The sequence below is a fragment of the Paenibacillus sp. N3.4 genome (assembly GCF_008017805.1).
In the GTDB taxonomy this organism is placed as follows: domain Bacteria; phylum Bacillota; class Bacilli; order Paenibacillales; family NBRC-103111; genus Paenibacillus_E.
On sequence record NZ_VRTT01000001.1, the window covers coordinates 31,041 to 53,440 of the forward strand.

A 22,400-nucleotide genomic window follows, 5' to 3' on the forward strand; every position below is an offset into this window, starting at 1 on the left:
TATTAAGGATGCAAATTGCGTGGTCCGCTGTACAGAACTCGCGGACGGAAAAGGCGATTGTTCTCATGCTGCTCGATCACATGTGCGCATACGCCAATTGTACGTGCCGCCAAGAAGACAGGTGTGAAAAGATCGATTGGAATACCGAGCAAGTAATACACCGGGGCCGCATAGTAATCCAGATTAGGATGCAGTCCTTTTTCCCGGTACATGACTTCTTCCCCAATCAGACACATTTGATACAAATGCTCCTGGCCTTTTGCAGTTGCCAACGGTTGAAGAGCCTCTTTCATGAGAAGGGCGCGTGGATCCGGTTTTTTCATGTAAACCCTGTGCCCGAAACCCATAATGCGCTCTTTGCGTGACAGCTTACCGAGAATAAGAGGCTCCATTTTATCTACAGCTCCAGCCTCCAAGAGCATATGCATAACAGCTTCGTTTGCGCCGCCGTGCAGCGTTCCTTTAAGGGAAGCAACAGCACCTGTCAAAGCGCCGATGATATCCGCTTGTGTAGAGGCAATGACACGAGCTGCAAAAGTCGAGTTCGGCATCTCATGTTCGCTGTAGACGATAAGAGATTGGTCGAATATTTTCGCTTCCGCTTCCGTCGGCACTTGCCCTGTAATCATATACAGGAAGTTAGCACTGTACGAAAGGTCTTGACGAGGCTCAATGGGATCCTGTTTGTTTACAGCGCGGTAGCTGTCGGCGACGATTTGCGGGACCTTGGCCAGCAAACGAATCGACTTCCGGTAATTTGCCGCCCAAGACCGGTCGTCGATCTCCGTTTCCTCTCCAGCCAATGCCGAAATTCCAGTTCGCAGAACATCCATCAAGTGCGTATTTTTCGGGAGCAGTCTGAGCAGCTGAATCGTTTCTTTCGGCAAACCGGCTTCTCTCTTCAAATCTTGTTCAAGTCCCTTGTATTGCTCTTCGTTGGGCAAACTGCCATTCAACAGCAAGAAGACGATATCGAGGTAAGTCACTTTATGTGCTAATTCAATCAGGTCATAGCCACGCAGCACAATTTCTTCGTTGTCGACATCCAGAAATGAAATCCGGGTCTCGCTCGCGATCACATTTTCAAGACCGGGATAATATAATTCGCTCATTGGATCCACTCCCTCATTTAATTAATGTTTTAGTCCTTTAACAAATATCCGGAAATGACCAAACGCTGAATTTCATTCGTTCCTTCGTAAATTTGCGTAATCTTGGCATCGCGCATATACCGTTCCACAGGATATTCGCGGGTATATCCATAGCCGCCGAAAATCTGGACAGCTTCAATCGTCACGTCCATGGCGGTATCGGATGCAAATAATTTGGACATAGCGGATTGCAAACCATACGGAATCCCTTGATCCTCGCGCCATGCGGCTTGGTAAGTCAATAATCGGGCAGCTTCGATTTTCGTTGCCATATCCGCTATTTTGAATTGAATCGCTTGCAGCTTGCTAATCGGTTTGCCAAACTGTACGCGTTCCTTCGCATAACGTGCCGCATGATCCAAGGCTCCTTGAGCAATCCCCAGCGCTTGTGCAGCAATCCCATTACGGCCTCCGTCGAGCGTCGCCATCGCAATTTTGAATCCTTCGCCCACTTGGCCCAACAAGTTTCCCTTCGGAACACGGCAATCGGTAAAAATGACTTCCGTCGTGGCGGAAGAACGAATGCCGAGCTTTTTCTCCTTTTTCCCCACAGAGAAGCCGGGGAAGCTTTTTTCCACGATAAACGCGGCAATGCCTTTATGCTTCAGCTCCGGATTGGTCTGGGCGAACACGACATAAATGTCGGCATAGCCCCCGTTCGTAACAAAAATCTTGGAACCGTTCAGGACCCATTCATCCCCTACCAGAACAGCCGCTGTCTTCATGCCGACGGCATCTGATCCGGATCCCGGTTCCGTCAGGCAATAAGCCCCCATGCTTTTCCCTTCCGCCATTGCCCGCAAATATTTTTGCTTTTGCACCTCCGTGCCAAACTTATACACCGACCATCCGGCTAACGACGTGTTGACGGAGAGGGTCACCCCGATGGAAGCATCTACGCGGGAAAGCTCTTCGATTGCGATCACATAGCCCAAATAATCGGCCCCTGCGCCGCCGTACTTTTCCGGCCAAGGAATCCCACACAAGCCAAGCTTCGCCATCTTATGCCATATTTCCATATCGAAGGATTCATCCTCGTCACGTTGTGCTGCAGTAGGCCCGCATTCGTTTAAAGCAAACTCGCGTACCATGTTTTGCATCATTTGATGCTCTTCAGATAATAGAAAATTCATCGTTCTCTCCCCCCTTTATGGATAGCTATAAAAGCCGCGTCCGGATTTCCGTCCCAACCAGCCTGCTTTGACATATTTGCGCAGCAGCGGACATGGGCGATATTTGGAATCGCCCAATCCTTCATGTAAAATTTCCATAATCGAAAGGCATGTGTCCAAACCGATAAAATCCGCCAGCGTTAACGGACCCATCGGGTGATTCATCCCCAGTTTCATGATTTCATCCACCGCTTCAGGCGTAGCTACGCCTTCATAGACACAATAAATCGCCTCATTGATCATCGGCAGCAGAATCCGATTGGCAACGAAACCGGGAAAGTCATGGACTTCGACCGCCGTCTTGCCCATTCTTTTCGCCAAGTCTTCTATGATGGCATATGTTTCATCAGATGTGGCCAATCCGCGGATGACCTCAATCAGCTTCATAACCGGCACCGGATTCATAAAGTGCATGCCAATCACTTTGTCCGGACGTTTCGTGACCGCAGCGATTTCAGTAATTGGCAATGAGGAGGTATTGCTGGCCAAAATCGCATGTGGAGGGCTGATTTCATCCAGTTTTCGAAATATGTCCGATTTAATTTGCATATTCTCAATGACCGCTTCCACAACAACATCCACGTCTTTGGCGTCAGCCAGATCCGTCGACAACGTGATTCGGCTGACAATCTCATCCATTTCTTCTTGGCGTTTTCGCCCCTTTTCCACATCGCGAGAAAGATTTTTCTTGATGATGTTGAAACCTTTTTCCACAAACTCCGCTTTGATATCATGTACAATGACTTGCAAGCCGGCCGTTGCTGCTACCTGGGCAATCCCGCTGCCCATTTGTCCCGCTCCGATCACCATAAGCTTTTGAATGGACATGCTTTCCTCTCCCTCGTTTCCTAGTCTACCTGAACCAGTATCGCATCTCCTTGTGCGGCTCCGCTGCATATAGCGGCAACGCCTAATCCCCCGCCGCAGCGGCGCAGCTCGTAAATGAGAGTCATCAAAATACGCGCGCCGCTGGCGCCGATCGGATGGCCTAAAGCAATGGCGCCGCCATTGACATTCACCTTTTCCGGATCCCAACCGACTAGTTTGCCGCTGGTCAACGTGACCGAAGCAAACGCCTCATTGACTTCAAACAGTTTAATATCCTGTACGGATACCCCGGTTTTCTTTAATAACTTTTCGATGGCGAAGGCCGGAGCGGTGGCAAGATAGGGGGCTTCCAGCCCAACGGCGGCATGCCCGATGATGGTAGCGAGTGGTTGTTTCCCCAATTCTCTTGCCTTTTGTTCCGACATCAACACGAAGGCTCCAGCCCCGTCGTTCACACCCGGAGCATTCCCTGCTGTAACCGTTCCATCTTTGACAAATATGGGTGCCAAATTGGATATAGCTTCTAAAGTCGTATCCTTCCGGGGGGCTTCATCCGTCTCGACGATGATTGGATCCCCTTTTCTTTGCGGGATCACGACCGGTACGATTTCATCCTTGAATTTCCCTTCCGCTATCGCCTGAACCGCTCTCCGATGGCTGCGGAAAGCCCAAGCATCCTGGTCCGTACGGGAAATCTCGTATTCTGCTGCAACCACGCTGCCATGAACCGCCATTTGGACTTGCCGGAAGGCGCAAGTTAATCCGTCATGAACCATGAGATCCTTTAATACCGCATCGCCCATTCGCCCGCCCCAACGACCGCTCGGCATCGCATAGGGGGTATTGCTCATACTTTCCATACCACCTGCAACGATAATGTCCGCGTCCCCGGCACGAATAATTTGATCGGCCAGCGTAACCGCACGTAAACCGGATGCGCACACCTTATTGATCGTCTCCGTGCTTACTTCCCATGGCAGGCCCGCCAAGCGCGCCGCTTGGCGGGAAGGGATTTGTCCGGCGCCGGCTTGAACGACCATTCCCATAATGACTTCATCTACCTGTGCCCCATCAACACCGGCACGGGCAACTGCCTCACGAATCGCTATTCCGCCCAAATCGACGGCTTGCAATGGTTTCAAAGAACCTCCAAATTTTCCGAAAGGGGTTCTTGCGGCACTAACAATGACTGTTTTCGACATCATTGATTCCGTCCTCCCATAAACAGTTATAGTGATCTTTCGACGACCTCGACAATATCCAACGTTTTGACTTGGTTTTCCACTTCTTTAGCTTTTGTGCCGTCGCTCATCATCGTCAAGCAATAAGGACAATTGCTTCCAATGGTTGTTGGGCTTAGGGTAAGGGCCTGTTCGGTACGTTCCATATTCACACGCTTCCCTTGGGTTTCTTCTATCCACATCATGCCGCCTCCGGCTCCGCAGCACATCGAATTCTCACGGTTGCGCTCCATCTCCAGCACCTGTACGCCAGGGATACTCTTCAGGATTTGTCTCGGAATGTCATAAATATCGTTGTACCGCCCAATATAGCAAGAGTCGTGATAAGCGATCGCTTCCTTGACCTCCTTGGTCGGCTTGATGCGACCTTCCCGAATCAACTTCCAGACGAGCTCGGTGTGATGGTACACTTCCGCATCAAGTCCGAATTCAGGGTATTCGTTCTTAAAAGTGTTATACGTATGCGGGCAAATTGTCACAATCTTTTTGACATGATAATCCTGAAAGTTTGCGATGTTTTCCTTGCATAGCTGTTGGAATAGAAATTCATTGCCCATACGACGGGCGGTTTCCCCGGAATTCCTCTCTTCATTGCCCAGGATGGCAAACTTCACACCGGCTGTGTTCATGATTTTGGCAAAGGATTGGGCGACTTTCTGGCTGCGGATATCAAAGGATCCCATCGAGCCGACGAAGAACAAATATTCAAAATCAGGTTCCTCATCCACGGTGGGTACGTAAATATCGTCCCGTCCTTCACGCCATTTGATCCGCTCTTTGCGGCTGATCCCCCACGGGTTGCTTTGCCGCTCGATATTTTGGAAATAGCGGCTCGCCTCATGCGGCATCTTTCCTTCCGTCAACACGAGATAACGGCGCATGTCGACAATTTTATCCACGTGTTCGTTGGCTACCGGACATTGATCTTCGCAGTTGCGGCATGTGGTGCAGGCCCATAACTCTTCTTCCGTAATAACATCGCCGATCAGATTGGTCGCATACGTTTCTACGGTGGCCGCCTGCTCCGATCGCAGAGAAAGAGAGAATGCGAAGCTCGGCACCCACGGTGTTCTCGACGTGATCACAGACCCTTTTTCCGTCAAGTGATCGCGCATTTTTACAATCAGATCCATAGGAGATAAGGTCTTGCCTGTACCGGAAGCTGGACACATTTGAGTGCATCGCCCGCATTCCACACAGGCATACAAATCGATTAATTGATTTTGCCGGAAATCTTCGATTTTTCCAATGCCATAAGTTTCCTGAGTTTCATCATCAAAGTCGATCGAGGTTAATTTTCCCGCCGGCTTTGTGTCTCTTAGTAAAATATTCACTGGCGCAAACAATATGTGAGCGTGCTTGGATTGCGGAACATATACCAAAAAAGATAGGAGGGTCAGTAGATGAACCCACCAGCATACATAGAACCAAATTCCGGCATTATTTGCGCTCATCCCTGCAAATAACCCCGCGATCACCGAGGAGAAAGGCGTATAGGCGCTTCCCGCCTCACCCAGCCAAATATGCTCGAAGGTAAGAGTCAGAAAAATCGACACCATCAATACGGTCAAGAATATAATGACCAGACCGGATTTCAGACCGCGCTTAAGTCGCGGCAATTTTTCAATAAAGCGGCGATAGAACGCATAGATCACCGCCAATAATACGAGGAAAGTCGTGATTTCTTGCGATACACTGAAATATCGATGAGCATTCCCGAAAGGGAGTTCAAAGCCTTTAACAAATCCTTGGAGAATCAATTCCAAAGCACCCAATTGCAAAATAAGAAATCCGTAGAACATGACGATATGCATCACACCGCTTCTGGAATCCTTCAGGAGCTTCTTTTGTCCAAATACTTGAACCACGAAGTCATTCATCCGGTTACCGAGGTCTTTCTGCAAATCCGCCTTTTTGCCGAGTCGAATAAAGGTCACCCGGCTATAAACGATGCTGCAAAATGCAAAAAGGGCATACCCGGTTACCGCCATGAATGCCAAAAAGTGAAGTAGAGACAGCATTCCTCATCCCTCTAATCCTTAGTATTTAACATATTTTTGAACTCTTCCGTTAAGAGAGGAATGACTTCGAATAGATCACCGACAATTCCATAGTCGGCTATTTTAAAGATCGGTGCTTCCGGATCCTTGTTGATCGCCACAATCACTTTCGCGTTTGACATTCCGGCTACATGCTGGATGGCTCCGGAAATGCCACAAGCGATATAAAGATCCGGGGTCACCACTTTGCCGGTTTGGCCAATTTGTAGAGAATAATCGCAGTATTCGGCATCGCACGCTCCGCGGGATGCACCTACTGCACCACCCAATACTTCGGCCAGCTCTCGCAATGGAGCAAAGCCTTCCGCGCTTTTCACGCCTCTTCCCCCGGATACGACAACCTTGGCTTCGGCCAGGTCCACGCCATTCGAAGCTTTTCGAACAATTTCCTTGATCGTGGTTTTTAAATCTTTAATATCTACTGCAAAATCAACTTGGTTGGCAATACGATGAATATCCGCTTCTTTCATTGTTATATTATTCGGCCGGATGGTCGCAAGAATCGTATTTTCAACTGACTTTTTCTTTTGGAACGCCTTTCCGGCATAAATGGGTCGGGTGAAAACAACTTCACCAGCATCCACCGATAAATCCGTAACATCGGATACCAGACCTAATCCTACTCTAGCAGCGACACGCGGAGCCAAATCCTTCCCCAATGCAGTATGTCCAATCAAGATAACATCAGGTTGAACTGCGCTCAGCAATTGAGTAAAAGCCTGCGTATAGGCTTCAGCTGTGTATGGATCCAATTGTTTGTTGGATACGACATACACTTGACTAGCTCCATATTGAGCCAATGAAGTCACCTGCTGCGAGGAATGACTGCCAAAAACAGCCGCAACAATCTCTCCGCCTTCCGCTATCCGATGAGCAGCGGATAAACATTCATACGAAACCTTTCTTACATTTCCTTCGCGAGTCTCAGCAAAGACAAGAATCTTTTTACTCATCTGTTCTCCCCCTTAGATTACCTTGGCTTCTTGATGAAGCAGTTTGACCAGTTCTTTTGCCTGATCCTGTAGGTTGCCTGCCAAGATCCGTCCTGCATCCTTGGGTTTCGGTAAATATTGATCGATAATTGTCGTCTTTGCTTTCATATCATCCGGATGCAGACCAAGCTGATTCGCATTTACTTTTTCGATTGGCTTTTTCTTGGCTTTCATGATGCCCGGAAGAGACGGATATCGGGGTTCATTCAAACCTTGCTGTGCCGTAATGAGGACAGGGAGCGACGTCTCGATGATTTCGGCATCTCCTTCTACATCCCGAACCACGGTTGCCGAGTTGCCCTCAACGGTTACTTTCGTAACGGAGGAGATGTGGGGAATCCCTAATTCCTCGGCCAAACGAATACCGACTTGCCCGGCTCCATTATCCACAGATGTATTCCCTGCTAATACAATGTCAAACGATACATGTTTGATGATCGAAGAAATCACTTTGGAAATCGTATGCTCATCTCCCGACAGGGATTCGTCATCAACCATAATCCCTTTGTCCGCTCCCATGGCCAACGCCGTTCGGACGGCACTTTCAGCCCCGGATGGACCTAGGGAAATAACGGTCACTTCCCCACCAAACCTCTCTTTCAATTGTATACCTTCCTCAACTGCATATTCGTCATAAGGATTAATAATATGGTTTAATCCCTCGGTCTGTACGAGTCCATTACTAATCGTTATTTTTTCCTCCGTATCCAGCGTTTGCTTCAAGATCACAACAATGTTCATCCCATCTTCCTCCTTATGATCCCCATGCGCTTACTGGTCTTTGAATATAGGACGTCTTTTCTCAATGAAGGCTTGAATGCCTTCCTTCGTATCTTTACTTTCGAACAACTTTCCAAATAGCTCCGCTTCCCGCTGCAGCCCCTTCTCTTGCCCTTCAACGCATCCCCGCTCAACCGCAGATAATGCGGCACGAACCGTGAGCAAGCTTTTTGCAGTTATTTTCTCAGCCAAGGAAGTAACCGTTGCTTCCAATTCCTCTAAGGCTACAACCTTGGAGACCAAACCCATAAGATAAGCTTCCTCTCCGTCAATGATATCGCTTGAGAGTATGAGTTCGATTGCTTTCTCCCGATTGGTCAAGCGGGCTAGCCTTTGCGTTCCGCCGTAGCCGGGAATCAATCCTAAATTCAACTCCGGCAGCCCGATTTTGGCAGAGTATGCCGCAACCCGTACATGGCAAGCCATGGCCAGCTCCAGCCCTCCGCCTAAACAAGCTCCGTTAATCATCGCAATAACCGGTTTCGAGAGCTGCTCGATTTGTGTAAAGAGACTCTGCCCATATTTCGACAGTTCTTCTCCCTGTTGTGAACTCTCGATGGTTGTAAACTCTTTAATGTCGGCACCTGCTATAAAAAATTTCCCTTCCCCCGTCAGGATGATGACTCGAATTTTGTCATCCTCCGCTACCCTCTCGATCATCTTGTTCAACTCTTCCAGGGTTTGGCGGTTTAATGCATTCGCCGGTGGATTGGCAATAGTGATCGTTGCAATTCGGTTTCTGACGGCTATCTTCACCTTTTGAAATTCCATCCCGATTCCCTCCTAACCTCATTTATGTAACTTCAATAAAGATTGATATCCTCCGGTCCCAAGCTTTCGATCTTTTGCTTCAGCCTTTGCATGAAACGGCCGCATACAAGACCATCTAACACCCGATGATCCAAGGAAAGACAAATATTCATCATATCTCGAATTGCAATCAAATGGCTATCGATCACAACAGGTTGTTTGACGATAGCTTCGACACTTAAAATAGCTGCTTGCGGCTGATTAATAATAGGAGCAGAGAGCACCGAACCAAAAGAACCGGTGTTCGTGATCGTAAATGTTCCGCCGGACATCTCTTCCATAGTAAGCTTGCCTTCCCTGCTCTTCTTGGCTAAGTCATCTATCGCTTTCGCCAGTCCCAGAATGCTTTTCTGGTCGGCATCTTTGATGACCGGAACGAAGAGCGAGTCCTCCGTTGCCACGGCAATCGAGATGTGAATCGCTTTTTTCACGATAATGCTGTCGCCTGCCCACTGTGAATTCAACAATGGAAATTCTTTGAGCACCTCTACGACAGCCTTGATAAAGAATGGCATATAGGTAAGCGCTATTCCTTCTTTTTTCTTAAAATCATCTTTGGCCCTGTTGCGGTAACGCACCAGATGGGTGACATCGCAGGAAACCGAGATCCAAGCGTGAGGTGCGTCATGCTTGCTTTGCACCATCCGATTCGCGATGGTTCTGCGGACAGCGGTCACGGGAATAACCCGATCCTCTTGACTGACCGAAATATCAACAACAGTGGAGACACTTCTCGGTGCAGAGGGTTTCGCAGCTTCCGAGACGATTTCTTTCGGAGCGGCTGCCGTAAGAACAGCAACTTCCGGCTCTTGAACCGCCGTTGCCACTACCTGCCTCTTTCCTTCCACGAGCTCCAAAATGTCGATGCGGGTAATCCGACCACCAGCTCCCGTTCCTTGGAGCATAGACAAATCCACATTGTGCTCTTGCGCCAACTTTAACACGGCAGGCGACAACCGCTGTTTGGCTCCTTCCGGGATCGAACCGGCGTTGGCCGCAGCCGGCGCATGGTGAACCGGTGTTGAAGCTGCCGCGCCTTCTGAGACAATGTAGCAAATCAAAGCTCCAACGGGAACGGTTTCACCTTCTTGGACCACAATCTCCGAAATCGTACCCGCGAACGTAGACGGTACCTCGGCTACGACTTTATCTGTTGTTACCTCGCAGATAGGGTCATACTTCTTTACTTGATTCCCTGTCTTTACCAGCCACTTGGAAACAGTACCTTCTGTGACGCTTTCTCCAAGCTGGGGCATGATCACTTTTTCAGCCATGGTTATCTCCTCGTTCTATGATTAACTTTGGGCTAATTCCTTCATCGCATCGTATACTTTGTCTTGATTTAGCATAAAGAACTTTTCCATGACGCCATTATAGGGCGTAGCAGGGACATCGGGTCCGCAAAGGCGTTTGATTGGCGCATCAAGCTCAAACAAGATTTCCTCTGCGATTACGGCGGAAATTTCGCCCCCAAGACCTCCCTCTTTATTGTCCTCATGAACAATGAGCACTTTCCCTGTCTTACGGGCGGCCTCGACAATCGATTCCTTATCCATCGGATACAGCGTGCGCAAATCCAAAATATGGGCGCTGTACCCGTCTTCTTTCGCTAACTTTTCTGCAGCTTGTAGAGCGAAATGCAAGGTTAGTCCATACGTGATCACCGTAATATGTTTTCCTTCGCGCTTGACATCCGCCTTACCGATCGGGACGACATAATCTGTGTTCGGCACTTCTCCTTTAATCAAACGATAGCAGCGCTTGTGTTCGAAAAACAAAACCGGATCTTCATCGCGGATCGCTGATTTTAGCAATCCTTTAACGTCGTAAGGAGTCGATGGGGCAACGACCTTTAAGCCCGGAATATTGCAAAACATGGCTTCCACGCATTGCGAATGATAAGGTCCACCGTGAATGCCGCCCCCATAAGGAGCCCGGATTACCAAGGGGCAGTTCCAATCCCCATTCGAACGATACCTCATCTTTGCTGCTTCACTTACAATTTGGTTGACAGCGGGCATTATAAAATCGGCAAATTGTATCTCAGCCACAGGCCTAAACCCATATGCCGAAGCTCCGACAGCAACCCCCACAATCGCCGATTCAGCAAGGGGAGTATCCAGCACGCGCTCTTCCCCAAACTGTTCATAAAGTCCTTGCGTAGCTTTAAATACGCCTCCCTTTAAGCCTACATCTTCTCCTAACACGAACACTTTAGGATCGCGAGCCATCTCCTCACGAAGTGCCAAATTAACCGCCTCAATATACGAAATGACTGTCATTGTTTATTCCCCCCTTATTCCGCGTATACATGCTTCAGTGTATCTTCCGGTGCTGGAGCCGGTGCGGACTCGGCATATTCCGTTGCCTCATCCACTTCCCTTGCAACCCAGTCTTGAATCTCTTTCTCTATCTCATCCGTCAGGACGCCTGTTGTTCTAAGGTAACGGTAAAAAAGCGGAAGGGGATCTTGCTTCTTCTCTTCCTCCACCTCTCCCTTCGGACGATAGTGACGGTCATCATCATCGGAGGAATGAGAGGTGAAACGGAAGCAACGGGCTTCGATTAAAGTTGGCCCTTCTCCTCTTCTTGCGCGATCTACAGCCTCCTTCATGACCCTATATACCTCCAGCGGATCGCTGCCGTCGACACTGAAACCTGGAAACCCATATCCGGCAGCCCGTTCAGCAATGCTATGGCAAGCTACTTGCTTTGAAAACGGAACCGAAATGGCGTATTTATTATTCTCGCAGAAGAAGATGACGGGCAATTTGAAAACACCGGCAAAATTAGCTCCTTCATGAAAATCGCCCTGATTACTGGATCCTTCGCCAAAAGAGGCAAACACGACCTGCTCCTTGCCTTCCATCCTTCCTGCCAAAGCCAAACCCACGGCATGGGGAACTTGGGTGGTTACCGGACTGGAACCGGATAAAATCCGATATTTTTTGCCTCCAAAATGCCCTGGCATCTGTCGTCCTCCACTATTCGGATCCTCAGCCTTAGCGAACGAATTGAGCATCAAATCCCTTGCCGTCATGCCAAAGGAGATAACCAGCCCGATATCCCGGTAATACGGACAAAGAAAATCTTTGCTTTTATCCAGCGCATAGGCAGCTCCGACTTGAGCAGCTTCCTGTCCTTGACAAGAGAGTACAAACGGGATTTTGCCTGCACGGTTAAGGAGCCACGTCCGCTCGTCTACCTTACGGGCTAACAGCATATCCCGATACATGCCGAGAACTTGTTCAGCGGATAAACCTAAAGCTTGGTGCCTGTTTTCTACATTGCTGATTCCTGATTTAACCATCGCATGACCCTCCTAGACATTTCTTATAACCGATGAAATTCATGAATGAATAGCCCTTCGGTCTACAGCCAGTGCAGCTTCTCCCAGTATCTCTGCCAAGGAAGGATGAGGATGAATCGTTTGGGCAATTTCCCAAGGAGTAGCATCCAAAGATTTGGCTAATGCCCCTTCTGCGATCAAATCCGAAACATGAGGACCAATCATATGAATGCCTAATATATCCTCTGATTTGGTGTCCGTGATTATTTTGACAAAACCATCGTGTTCACCATAAATCAGAGCTTTTCCAACTGCTTTGAACGGGAATGTGCCTGTTGCAATCGAATAGCCTTTATTCTTCGATTCTTCTTCCGTCCATCCGATACTGGCGATCTCAGGGCGGCTATAGGTCACCTTAGGCACCTTGGTGTAATCCAGAGGATGGGGGTTTAGACCTGCTATATGCTCTACAGCAATAACCCCCTCATGAGCAGCAACGTGAGCCAATTGCAAACCTCCAATGACATCCCCAATGGCATAAATATGGTTTTCAGCCGTTTGAAAATATTCGTTTACCTGAATGACGCCATGCGCCACTTTCACTTCGGTGTTTTCGATGCCAATATGATCGACATTCGCCGTACGCCCCACGGAAACCAAAATCTTCTCAGCTTGCAAGGCAAGAAGCTCTCCGCCTTGATCGGCTTGAATCGTAACCGTTTTCCCTTCCTTCAAAAGCGTACCAGGCAACACCTTCGCACCTGTATGAATTTGGATGTTGCGGCTTTTCAATAATCGAGTCATTTCCTTGCTAATCTGGGCGTCTTCCAAGGGGAGAATACGTTCTGCAAACTCTACGATTTGCACCTCTACCCCCAAATCATTCAGTAAGGAAGCCCATTCAATGCCTATCACCCCACCGCCAATGACGAGCATGGATGTTGGCAAGGCGTCCAATTGGAGCGCTTCGTTGCTTGTTAACACATACTGTCCATCCGCTTCCAGTCCGGGGAGCACGCGCGGTCTGGATCCCGTGGCAATAAGCAAGAACTTAGGAACTAAAATCTCCGATTGCCCATCCGCACGAGTGACGGCCACCGCTCCGGCTTGCGGTGAAAAAATGGAAGGTCCCATGGCTCGACCTTCTCCTTCAAATACGGAGATATTCCCTTTTTTCATTAAATATTGAACACCTTTATGCAGTTGATCGACGATGTTTTGTTTCCTCTCTTGCATTTTCAAAAAATGAATCGATATATCACGAACCTCTATTCCGAATTCAGCGCATTGAGTAACGGTGTGATACACCTCAGCTGAACGAAGAAGCGCTTTACTCGGAATGCATCCCCGATGAAGGCAAGTTCCGCCAAGTTTATCCTTTTCGACAACCGCTACCTTCATGCCTAATTGGCTGGCGCGAATTGCGGCCACATAACCTCCGGTCCCAGCTCCTAAGACGACTAGATCAAATTCGTTTGATGACATGGCTGAAACTCCTCTCGCCATAAAATTGAAATCGCTTTCATTTCGTCGCCTATATGTGACCCCAAACCTGATCTATCCTCCATGTAAGCTATATTTTTATGATATCATTCAAAAAAACAGATAGAAAATACCGGTTTTGTTGGATGATCATACCTTTTGGGAATACTTTTTCACGGAAAACAAAAAGAAAGCGCATGTCGCTTTTAGTGAAAAGGAGTACCGCTCGCTTGCTGCGGAGAGGAAGGCGACGGATTCATGTTTTTCGTTCGTTCCTCGACGGCTCCATCGGCTAATCTTTCGATATCTGAAGCGCTCATGCCTCGGATCACCAAGCTGCTAAACAGGTCACGTACATCTGCGCCATATTTGCCGAGCAAGGGGAGGGTAGTGAACAAAGAATTGCCTCGAATGCCCGCAATACCCAAAGATAGCGCGCCTTTTTCAATATATTGCGGTCTGGGCATCACCTTCAGCAGCATTTCATCGGCAGCTTGCAGAAGAATGCTTGCATCTATGCCTGTTTCATAGCCCATTTTGTGAAGAGCGGCTACAAGCACTTCCGTAGGGGCGTTGCCGGCACCGGCGCCAAAACCTGCAAGGCAGCCGTCAACCAAGTCTGCCCCCTCCTCCACAGCGATAAGCGTGTTGCCGACGGCGAGTCCCAAGTTGTTATGGCCGTGAAATCCGATGCGAATGGATAGATGCTGCCGCAATAGGCTCACTTTGGCGCGAACCTCATCTATCGTCATCGCCCCTGCAGAATCCACGATATACACGGCACTCGCACCGTAAGACTCCATTTTCTTCCCCTGCTCTAAAAGCTGTTCCGGTGAGGCCGTAGAACTCAGCATGAGGAAGCCGAACGCTTCGAGCTCCAGCGCATCGGCTGCTTTCATATATCTTTGCGCAAGATCAGCTTCCGTAGCTAGCGTAGCCAAGCGCACGGTTTGTGCTCCGGCTAGCTTGGCCGTTTCCAGATCGGTCAACCTGCCGACGCCGGGCAGCAGCAAGGCGGTAATACGCGCTTTGCGAGCTGACGCCCTCGCAGTACCAATGGCTTCCGCATCCAATAGAAGACTTTTGCCAAAATGGAGGCTAGACCCGCCCACTCCATCTCCATGGGAAACCTCAAGGTAAGGAGTACCGGCTTGATCTAAACTGGAAGCTAGGTAAGATAATGTCTCCGCCGTGTATTGGTGTAAAAGCGGATGACACCCGTCTCTCATCGTGGCATCTAACACTTGCACAAATCGCTTAGTCCCCATGTTTGAGCCCCCTTTCTTGTTGCTGCTTGACCCATTGCTCGCCCGCCCGAAATGCGGATGAAGTCAACAGATCAATGTGGCCGTAGCCTTGAGACAACGTCTTGCTCCATGACCGCACCTCAATCACGAATGTGAGGATCGAACCGGAATAGGAAGGCGTATACTTCAAACGATACCCCGGAAAATCGTTGGAAATCTCAGCAGCAGCTTGTGATAATAACAAGGTAACCGCAGATGGATCGACCCCTTCCTCCAGTTTAAGGTGCACGATATATCGATTCACGGCGGATTCCTCATCCGGATTGAGGAAAATCATCGACTTCGCCTGCAAAGCTCCTCCTATTCCTGTCAGTGCGAGCTCTGTGGCTGACATATTTTCGTCCAAATGAGCTCTGAATTCGCTATCAGCGGCTTTACTCGGAATATCACTGATCACCTCCGCTTCTTGAATCAAGCAAATCTGCGATAACGCAGCAACCAGCGGCACAATAGCTTGTGCCGCTGAGGATACAAGCTGGATGTGGGCACACTCCTGCGGAAGCTCGGGAAGAAGCCCATAAAAGTCTCCTCTCCCTTGCAATTCCGGCACCAAATGAATATATCGTCTAGCGGATCGATGATCAGCATTGTTTGCAAATTCACCTAATGCCGTGTAGCTCGTATTGAACACAAGTTGAATCTGTTCATTATTCAACACCTCTTCGATGCTTTGCACACATGAAATATTGTGTTTGCCCAGGCCCCCTATTCCGGAATCCCCGACGGGCGTCCATACGCATTCCAGAATAAACCTATGGTTATGATTGATTAGTTTCATCAGAAGCTCTTGTCCCAACTGCCCTTGCCCGATCAACGCCGCTTTCATTAGCATGGGGTGTCCATCCTTTCTCGTAAAAAGCCTATAAACAGCAAGATAAGTCAAGCCGTTTCTGCTCAACTTATCTCTCTCATCGACCAAGCTATGCTTTTTTCGTAAACGCAGCTACAAATACATCACGGTAACCATCGACTCCATCCGGCAAAATCGCGCTAACCCCATGCATCACTTTATTGTCATCGGCAAAAATCAGATCAAGCGGCTGCAGCGTGACGCTTTTCAACGGATTTCGTTCATTATCATAAATCGTGCTTTCTCCGCCAATAACGTTCTCTCGCGCCACGACCATCATAAAGATGTACGTGACTCCGTCCCGGTGGACTCCCTCTGGAGCCGGTTCTCCCTGCTCATTGGTTCTGGCCAAGATGCGGATGGGGTGAAGCGATACTTCCCAATTGCTTGCCCCCTCCAATTGCTCCACCACATTGAATGCCCATTGGAGCAATCCCCTCAGAAATCGGTTGTCGGTAGTCTCCGCTTCCATAGGATCAAAGTGCCTCACCACGCCGCCGTTTAAGTAATTGATATCCGTAGGCTGGTAGTAAGGGCGATCGAGGAAGAAGTTCATGGAGCGATCCGTGGTGGAATATTCGATCGTCGCAAATCGGCGGAGCCGGTAGGTCCCATTATCCTTCATATATTTATCCACCGGCTGATTATTGAAGCTTTGGGCAAATTCCTTCCAATCGTCCTCACGGAAAAAATCAGCTTGCTTAAAGAAACCGCTTCCAATCGGACAAAAGCCTTTAGCTTTCAGTTCAGCGGAAACATGGCTTACATCCAGCGTTGTTTGTAATCCTTTTTTCACTTGTTCCATCTCTGATTTCACTCCTTGTATAGTAAATGTCGTTACAAAAATTCACGCATCACGGCTGCCAAACGGGGAATACCCTCCCTAATTTTCTCCTCCAGCATATTGGAAAAGTTAAGACGCAATGCGTTCTCATGACCGCCATTAGGATAGAAGGAGCCTCCTGGCACAAAAGCGACGCCCTTTTCCAAACTTTTCTTTAGAATCTCCCGAGTATTGACCGTCGCTGGCAGTTCAACCCAGATAAACAATCCTCCTAAAGGCTTCTTAAATGAAGCTTCTTCGGGGAATTCCCGCTCCATGATCTCCAGCATCAAATCTCTTCTATTCCTGTATACATCTTTAATTTTTCCGATGTTTTCGTCCAAATCGAAACGTTCCATGTACGTATGGACAATTCGTTGACAGAACGTCGATGTATGCGTATCCGCCGCTTGTTTGGCTATGACATACTTTTCCATCCATTGCGGGGAAGCGCACACCCAACCGATCCTAAAACCGGGACATAGAATTTTGGAGAAGGAGCCGAGAAACACGACCTGACCTTTCCGATCGAACGAAGCAAGCGACGGAAGCATCTCGCCTTCGTACTTTAATTCGCCATATGGATTATCCTCGACGACTACGATGTCATAACTACCTGCAATCTCCATCAATGCCTTGCGTCTTGCCAGAGACCATGACCGTCCCGTAGGATTCTGGAAATCCGGAATGACATAAATCAGCTTCACCCGATCCGTTGTCTCCAATATACGGGTCAGTTCCTCCATGATCATCCCTTGATCGTCCGTAGGCACTTCGATAAATCTCGGATTGTAGACGCGAAACGCCTGAAAAGCACCTAAAAAAGACGGGCTTTCACATAATACGACGTCTTCATCATCCAGGAATAGCTTGCCGGACAACTCGATCCCCTGCTGCGACCCGCTTGTGATCAATATGTCCTGGGGCGAGTACGATGCAGAGAACTTGGCGAGCATTCGCTGCGCAATCTGCTCTCTTAAAGGCAGGAAACCTTCGGTTATCGTGTACTGTAACGATTGTTTGCCGTGATCAGTCAATACTTGCGCAGACGCTTCTTTGATCTCCTCGATCGGAAAAAGCTCCGGCGCCGGCATTCCCCCGGCAAAAGAAATCATTCCCGGCTCCTCCGTCATTTTCAAGATCGCCCGAATGTCTGATCCACGCAAATGATCCATTCTTTTGGAAAATTTCATCCTTCCTACTTTCCTCCTTTCGTCCGTGAATAAGCATGCTACATCCCTTATTTTACCGTCCCCTATTCCATTCGTTAAATATATATCATGCATAGAAACCATTCAGAAAAGCTATAGTCCCGGTTTATTAGGCAGGTTTGCCTGGATATAGGCAATAAACTCCCTGGAAGCATAAGAAAGGTATTTATCCCGGCGATAAATCAGCGCCAACTCCCAAGCAATATGAGGATGGGAAATCGAAACGACATGAACCGCGAGATAATTCAAACGGCTCGCCATCGATCTGGGAATCAACGAAATTCCTAATTGAGACGCCACCATCTCACAGCAGAAATCCCACAGAGAGGTCATATGGGCCACCTTGGGCTCAAACCCCGACTGCAAGCAGGCTTGCCAAACCACGTCGTGAAGGACGAATTCTTTGGTAAACAGGATGAATGGTTCATTCGTTAATTCGAATAAACTTACGGACTCTCTTCCAACCAGCCAGTGCTCGCTGCCGACAATGGCAACCAGCTCTTCAGACAACAATGAAACCGTCCCATAATGCTGGGTGCTCACTGGCAACACGGTGACCCCAAAATCAACATTTCCTTGTTCCAGCTGCATCTCTACATGTTTCGCACTGAATTCTACCATTTGAATCTCAATCCTGGGGTACTTCTTCTTGAACCCGGTTATTATTTGAGGAAAAAGCAATGCGCTGACCGTAGGCAGTATTCCCATCTTCACTTTTCCTCTTTGTACATGAACCAGCTCATTCACAGAAGAAGACAAGTCCTCCATCAACTGCAAAATTTTCAAAGCCTGCTCATAAACGAGTCCTCCCGTATCTGTGAGATCAACTTCCCGCTCCGAACGGTCCAGTAATGTAACGCCCAATTCATCTTCGAGGCTTTTGATCATCTTGCTGATGGAGGGTTGAGAAACGAACAGGACTTGCGAAGCTTTTGTGAAATTTTTATGTCTGGCGACTTCTACAAAGTATTGAAGCTGTCTAATATCCATCTGCTCTGGACTTGCCCCCCTTTGGGTCTTTTAGGAATACTTTTTTTCAGTAAAACCAAAACGAAAGCGCGTGTCGCTAGTGGCAACATGCGCTTTCGTTTCAATCAGCAAATATTTTAGTTTTTTCATCTTATTCTTCTATAAGGCTAACCGAAATAACCTCAATAATTTTCTCTATCTGAAGGGGTATTCTGGAAAGTCGAGCTTCATCTCCACTGATGGTGACCTTAATTTTATTAACACCATCCTCCACTTTCCCCCATGTTAATGACTCAATGTTTAGAACCCTTCTCATAATTACCCCAATTACTCTGGGAAGAACATCTTGATTATCATTCACCAAAATGCAAAAAGTCTGAGACATCATGCATGGCCTCCCATTACACGTTATCAAATATATCGATAAATGTTTGTGCACTCTTGGAAAGGTAACGGTTTTGAAGCCAGACAATTCCTACTTCGGATTGAAAAGAAGTATCGTAGATATCCAGTATTTGTATGTCTGGTATCCGAAAAGAAGTCATAACGGACTTTGGCAAAATCGTGGCTCCGATACCAGCTACAACTAATGCGATAGTGATCGCCACACTCGAACATTCGCAGGTCATGTTTGGTTCAAATCCAAAACGTCTGCATTCATTTACTATTTTTTCATGCAGCCTGATTGTTTTATCACTTTTTACAGCTAAAAGCTGCAAATCTGCGAGTTCTTTCATGGAAATGGAATTTTGTAAAGGAAAGCAATTCCACTGTCGAGGTACAACAGCCACAAAGGGGTCAGAAGGTAATCGTTTTATGGCATATTTGTCTGAATCATAATTCGATTCAAAAGGAAGTCTCGTGATCACGAGTTCAATATTTCGATGCTCCAAATATTCCGCGAGTGTGACATGATCCCCCTCCAAAATTTTAAAGGCAACACGAGGGTATCTCTGACGGAATTCACCAATTTTTAGCGGAAGCAGGGAGATGCATGAAAAAACGGAACCGACTGATAACGTTCCCTGCAGTCCGTTTTCAATATCTTTTACTTCTTTTACAGCCTCATTCAAATCGTGCAGCAAACTTTCCGCCCGTCTTTGCAGAACCTCTCCCGCTTGGGTTAGCTTCATTTGCTTTCCATTGCGATCAAATAAGGTTACGCCAAGTTCTTCTTCCATCAATTTAAGCTGCCGACTTAAGGGAGGTTGTTCCATATGCAGCGCTTGGGCAGCGCGAGTAATTTGTTCTTCTTTGGCAATAGCCAAAAAGTAGTTCAGTTGGCGAACATCCATGATTCCCCTCCTTAAGGCATACCCAACGTGATTTTCCCGAAGTTTTGATTCCCCTCCAAATCGAATAGAGCTTCTGCCGCTTCTTCGAGGGAATACGTACGACTTAGAACCGGACGGATGTGATGTTCTTCAAAAACGCGGAGCATGTGCCCAAACTCCTGTGGACTTCCCATAGTTGTCCCTCTAATATCCAGTTGCTTAAAAAACATTTTGGCGGGCGAGAGCTCCGGAATGGGTCCGCTTGTCGCCCCGAAGATGACGATGCGGCCGGCCGGCTTGGCCAGATAGAGCAACTGGTGGAAGGTAGGCCCGCCAACGCCATCAATGATGAGGTCAGCCTCGCCCATCACGTTTTTCAAATCCTTGGCCCAATGCGCCGAACGATAGTTCGACTCCCCCTTTCGCTCCGAGCATTTTCGCTTTCTCGAGTTTATCTTCGCTGCCGGAAGTGACAAACACATTCGCCCCTTTCAATACGGCTAATTGCAGGGCGAACAGGGCTACTCCGCCGCCGATTCCGGGAATCAATACCGTCTCCCCTTTTTGCACACAACCCCTAGTGATCATAGCTCTATAAGCCGTTAAACCGGCCAAAGGGAGCGCTGATGCTTCCTTCCAAGAAAGGTATGCAGGTTTGACATATACATTTTGACTCGGAACGGTGACATATTGCGCGTAAGTTCCATCCGTCGGCATACCCAATACGGAAAATCCGGGACCGTAGTAAGCCAGATGCTCCCCCCAGTTCAAAGCGGGATTGATGATAACAGAACATCCAAGCGGAATGTCCTGCACATCATCGCCCAAGGCAACGACTTCACCGGCTCCGTCCGCTCCCAGAATCGAGGGAAGCTTCAGTCCGGGATACATTCCATGAGTAATCCACAAATCTCTACGATTAATAGCGGCATGCTTTAATCGCACCAACACTTCGCCTGACTTGGGCTCCGGTATATGCACCTCTTCGTAACGAAGCTGACGTGGACCGCCCAGATCTCGTAATATCACGGCTTTCATATGAACCTCCACCTCTCCTATGGCAGCCTCCGAGACTCGATCTAGTCGGCACCGCCAAATTTATACTTCGCAACTGGCTTTCCGCCGTGAATGGATGCGTTCTTCAGCAAGACGATCTGCCGCCATATAAGTAGGTATACCATCACGCTTTGAAATTTCGAAGATCAAGGAAGTGGTGTTATAGATTTCTTTCACTTTATTAAATGCCCGTTCACGATCGTAACCGTCCAATTCATCGGCAATATTAATCACTCCTCCGGCATTGATTACATAATCAGGTGCATACAAAATGCCCATGTTATGAATCAGATCACCGATCCGCGCTTCCTTCAATTGATTGTTTGCCGCACCCGCAATGACTTTTGCTTGCAAACGAACGATTGTTTCGTCATTGATTGTAGCTCCTAATGCACAGGGAGCATAGATGTCGCAACGAACGCCATAAATATCTTTCGGGTCAACCGCTTTGGCATTATATTGTTCTACGACCTTCCTTACTGCCTCCTTGTTGATGTCGGTTACAATCAACTGCGCTCCTTCTTTATGCAGATAATCGCAGAGAACGTTGGCAACGTTTCCTACGCCTTGGACAGCTACCGTTTTTCCTTCCAAAGAATCGGAACCAAATGCTTCTCTGGCCGCAGCTTTCATGCCTTGATAGACACCGAATGCTGTTGCTGGTGAAGGATTACCCGAAGACCCGTATTTGGCGGATTTACCTGACACGTACTTCGTTTCCTGGTGAATGATATCCATATCCTCGACCGTAGTGCCTACATCCTCAGCAGTAATGTAGCGTCCGTTCAGATGTTGAATATATCGTCCGAATGCGCGAAGCATTTCTACATTTTTATCTTTTTTCGGATCACCTAGAATGACGCTTTTTCCCCCACCGAAGTTAAGCGACGATACGGCGTGTTTATAGGTCATTCCTCTGGCCAACCGCAGAACATCTTCGATTGCAGCATCATCGGAAGCATAATTCCACATCCTCGCTCCGCCCAGTGCCGGACCCAGTGTGGTATCGTGAATAGCAATGATCGCCTTTAGTCCCGAACGCTTATCCTGGCAGAACAAAACCTCTTCGTAATCGTCTTGCACCATAGATTGAAAAATTTCCATA

At 48.1% G+C, this 22,400-nt stretch carries 22 protein-coding genes; all 22 read right to left on the reverse strand.

What is annotated here, in order from left to right:
• Nucleotides 1-2 precede the first annotated feature (2 nt).
• On the reverse strand, nt 3-1,112 hold the full coding sequence (gene mmgD, locus FU659_RS00130) for a citrate synthase (protein WP_147945680.1): 1,110 nt from the start codon (nt 1,110-1,112) through the stop codon (nt 3-5).
• A gap of 29 nt (nt 1,113-1,141) precedes the next feature.
• Entirely contained in the window at nt 1,142-2,284 is a 1,143-nt protein-coding gene (locus FU659_RS00135; RefSeq protein ID WP_147945681.1) for an acyl-CoA dehydrogenase, read from the reverse strand.
• Between the two features lie 15 nt (nt 2,285-2,299).
• Nucleotides 2,300-3,151: a 3-hydroxybutyryl-CoA dehydrogenase gene (locus FU659_RS00140; protein WP_147945682.1), complete on the reverse strand. Its 852-nt coding sequence runs from the start codon at nt 3,149-3,151 to the stop codon at nt 2,300-2,302.
• A gap of 20 nt (nt 3,152-3,171) precedes the next feature.
• Nucleotides 3,172-4,353: an acetyl-CoA C-acetyltransferase gene (locus tag FU659_RS00145; protein WP_147945935.1), complete on the reverse strand. Its 1,182-nt coding sequence runs from the start codon at nt 4,351-4,353 to the stop codon at nt 3,172-3,174.
• 26 nt (nt 4,354-4,379) lie between these two features.
• Nucleotides 4,380-6,413 carry a heterodisulfide reductase-related iron-sulfur binding cluster gene (locus FU659_RS00150; protein WP_147945683.1) on the reverse strand — a complete coding sequence of 678 codons (2,034 nt, stop codon included), beginning with the start codon at nt 6,411-6,413 and terminating at the stop codon, nt 4,380-4,382.
• Nucleotides 6,414-6,424: 11 nt separating this feature from the next.
• Nucleotides 6,425-7,405, reverse strand: coding sequence for an electron transfer flavoprotein subunit alpha/FixB family protein (locus tag FU659_RS00155; protein ID WP_147945684.1), 981 nt, complete (start codon nt 7,403-7,405; stop codon nt 6,425-6,427).
• Between the two features lie 12 nt (nt 7,406-7,417).
• Complete coding sequence (locus FU659_RS00160) at nt 7,418-8,185, reverse strand: electron transfer flavoprotein subunit beta/FixA family protein (protein ID WP_147945685.1); 768 nt, start codon at nt 8,183-8,185, stop codon at nt 7,418-7,420.
• Nucleotides 8,186-8,215: 30 nt separating this feature from the next.
• Nucleotides 8,216-8,995 (reverse strand): enoyl-CoA hydratase, encoded by a 780-nt coding sequence (locus tag FU659_RS00165; protein WP_147945686.1) that lies wholly within the window; start codon nt 8,993-8,995, stop codon nt 8,216-8,218.
• A gap of 32 nt (nt 8,996-9,027) precedes the next feature.
• Nucleotides 9,028-10,308 carry a dihydrolipoamide acetyltransferase family protein gene (locus FU659_RS00170; protein ID WP_147945687.1) on the reverse strand — a complete coding sequence of 427 codons (1,281 nt, stop codon included), beginning with the start codon at nt 10,306-10,308 and terminating at the stop codon, nt 9,028-9,030.
• 21 nt (nt 10,309-10,329) lie between these two features.
• The gene (locus tag FU659_RS00175) at nt 10,330-11,316 is read right to left on the reverse strand and encodes an alpha-ketoacid dehydrogenase subunit beta (protein WP_147945688.1); all 987 of its coding nucleotides are present in this window, start codon (nt 11,314-11,316) and stop codon (nt 10,330-10,332) included.
• 14 nt (nt 11,317-11,330) lie between these two features.
• On the reverse strand, nt 11,331-12,344 hold the full coding sequence (locus FU659_RS00180; RefSeq protein WP_147945689.1) for a thiamine pyrophosphate-dependent dehydrogenase E1 component subunit alpha: 1,014 nt from the start codon (nt 12,342-12,344) through the stop codon (nt 11,331-11,333).
• A gap of 39 nt (nt 12,345-12,383) precedes the next feature.
• The gene (gene lpdA / locus FU659_RS00185) at nt 12,384-13,808 is read right to left on the reverse strand and encodes a dihydrolipoyl dehydrogenase (protein ID WP_147945690.1); all 1,425 of its coding nucleotides are present in this window, start codon (nt 13,806-13,808) and stop codon (nt 12,384-12,386) included.
• Nucleotides 13,809-14,011: 203 nt separating this feature from the next.
• Entirely contained in the window at nt 14,012-15,073 is a 1,062-nt protein-coding gene (dmpG, locus tag FU659_RS00190) for a 4-hydroxy-2-oxovalerate aldolase (RefSeq protein ID WP_147945691.1), read from the reverse strand.
• Entirely contained in the window at nt 15,063-15,944 is an 882-nt protein-coding gene (locus FU659_RS00195) for a hypothetical protein (RefSeq protein ID WP_147945692.1), read from the reverse strand. Before FU659_RS00195 ends, dmpG begins: the two co-directional genes overlap by 11 nt.
• An 88-nt stretch (nt 15,945-16,032) precedes the next feature.
• Nucleotides 16,033-16,767 (reverse strand): 2OG-Fe dioxygenase family protein, encoded by a 735-nt coding sequence (locus FU659_RS00200; RefSeq protein ID WP_147945693.1) that lies wholly within the window; start codon nt 16,765-16,767, stop codon nt 16,033-16,035.
• A 32-nt stretch (nt 16,768-16,799) separates the two neighbouring features.
• The gene (locus tag FU659_RS00205) at nt 16,800-17,978 is read right to left on the reverse strand and encodes an aminotransferase-like domain-containing protein (protein WP_147945694.1); all 1,179 of its coding nucleotides are present in this window, start codon (nt 17,976-17,978) and stop codon (nt 16,800-16,802) included.
• A 111-nt stretch (nt 17,979-18,089) separates the two neighbouring features.
• The gene (locus FU659_RS00210) at nt 18,090-18,986 is read right to left on the reverse strand and encodes a LysR family transcriptional regulator (protein WP_147945695.1); all 897 of its coding nucleotides are present in this window, start codon (nt 18,984-18,986) and stop codon (nt 18,090-18,092) included.
• A gap of 130 nt (nt 18,987-19,116) precedes the next feature.
• Nucleotides 19,117-19,353, reverse strand: a complete 237-nt coding sequence (locus tag FU659_RS00215) for an ACT domain-containing protein (protein WP_147945696.1) — start codon at nt 19,351-19,353, stop codon at nt 19,117-19,119.
• A 13-nt stretch (nt 19,354-19,366) separates the two neighbouring features.
• The gene (locus tag FU659_RS00220; RefSeq protein WP_147945697.1) at nt 19,367-20,260 is read right to left on the reverse strand and encodes a LysR family transcriptional regulator; all 894 of its coding nucleotides are present in this window, start codon (nt 20,258-20,260) and stop codon (nt 19,367-19,369) included.
• 11 nt (nt 20,261-20,271) lie between these two features.
• A complete protein-coding gene (locus tag FU659_RS36700; RefSeq protein ID WP_261807547.1) occupies nt 20,272-20,607 on the reverse strand; it encodes a zinc-binding dehydrogenase in 336 nt (111 codons plus the stop codon).
• Nucleotides 20,594-21,277, reverse strand: coding sequence for an alcohol dehydrogenase catalytic domain-containing protein (locus tag FU659_RS00225; protein ID WP_261807515.1), 684 nt, complete (start codon nt 21,275-21,277; stop codon nt 20,594-20,596). Before FU659_RS00225 ends, FU659_RS36700 begins: the two co-directional genes overlap by 14 nt.
• Before the next feature lie 60 nt (nt 21,278-21,337).
• Complete coding sequence (locus FU659_RS00230; protein WP_147945698.1) at nt 21,338-22,399, reverse strand: Glu/Leu/Phe/Val family dehydrogenase; 1,062 nt, start codon at nt 22,397-22,399, stop codon at nt 21,338-21,340.
• Nucleotide 22,400 lies beyond the last annotated feature (1 nt).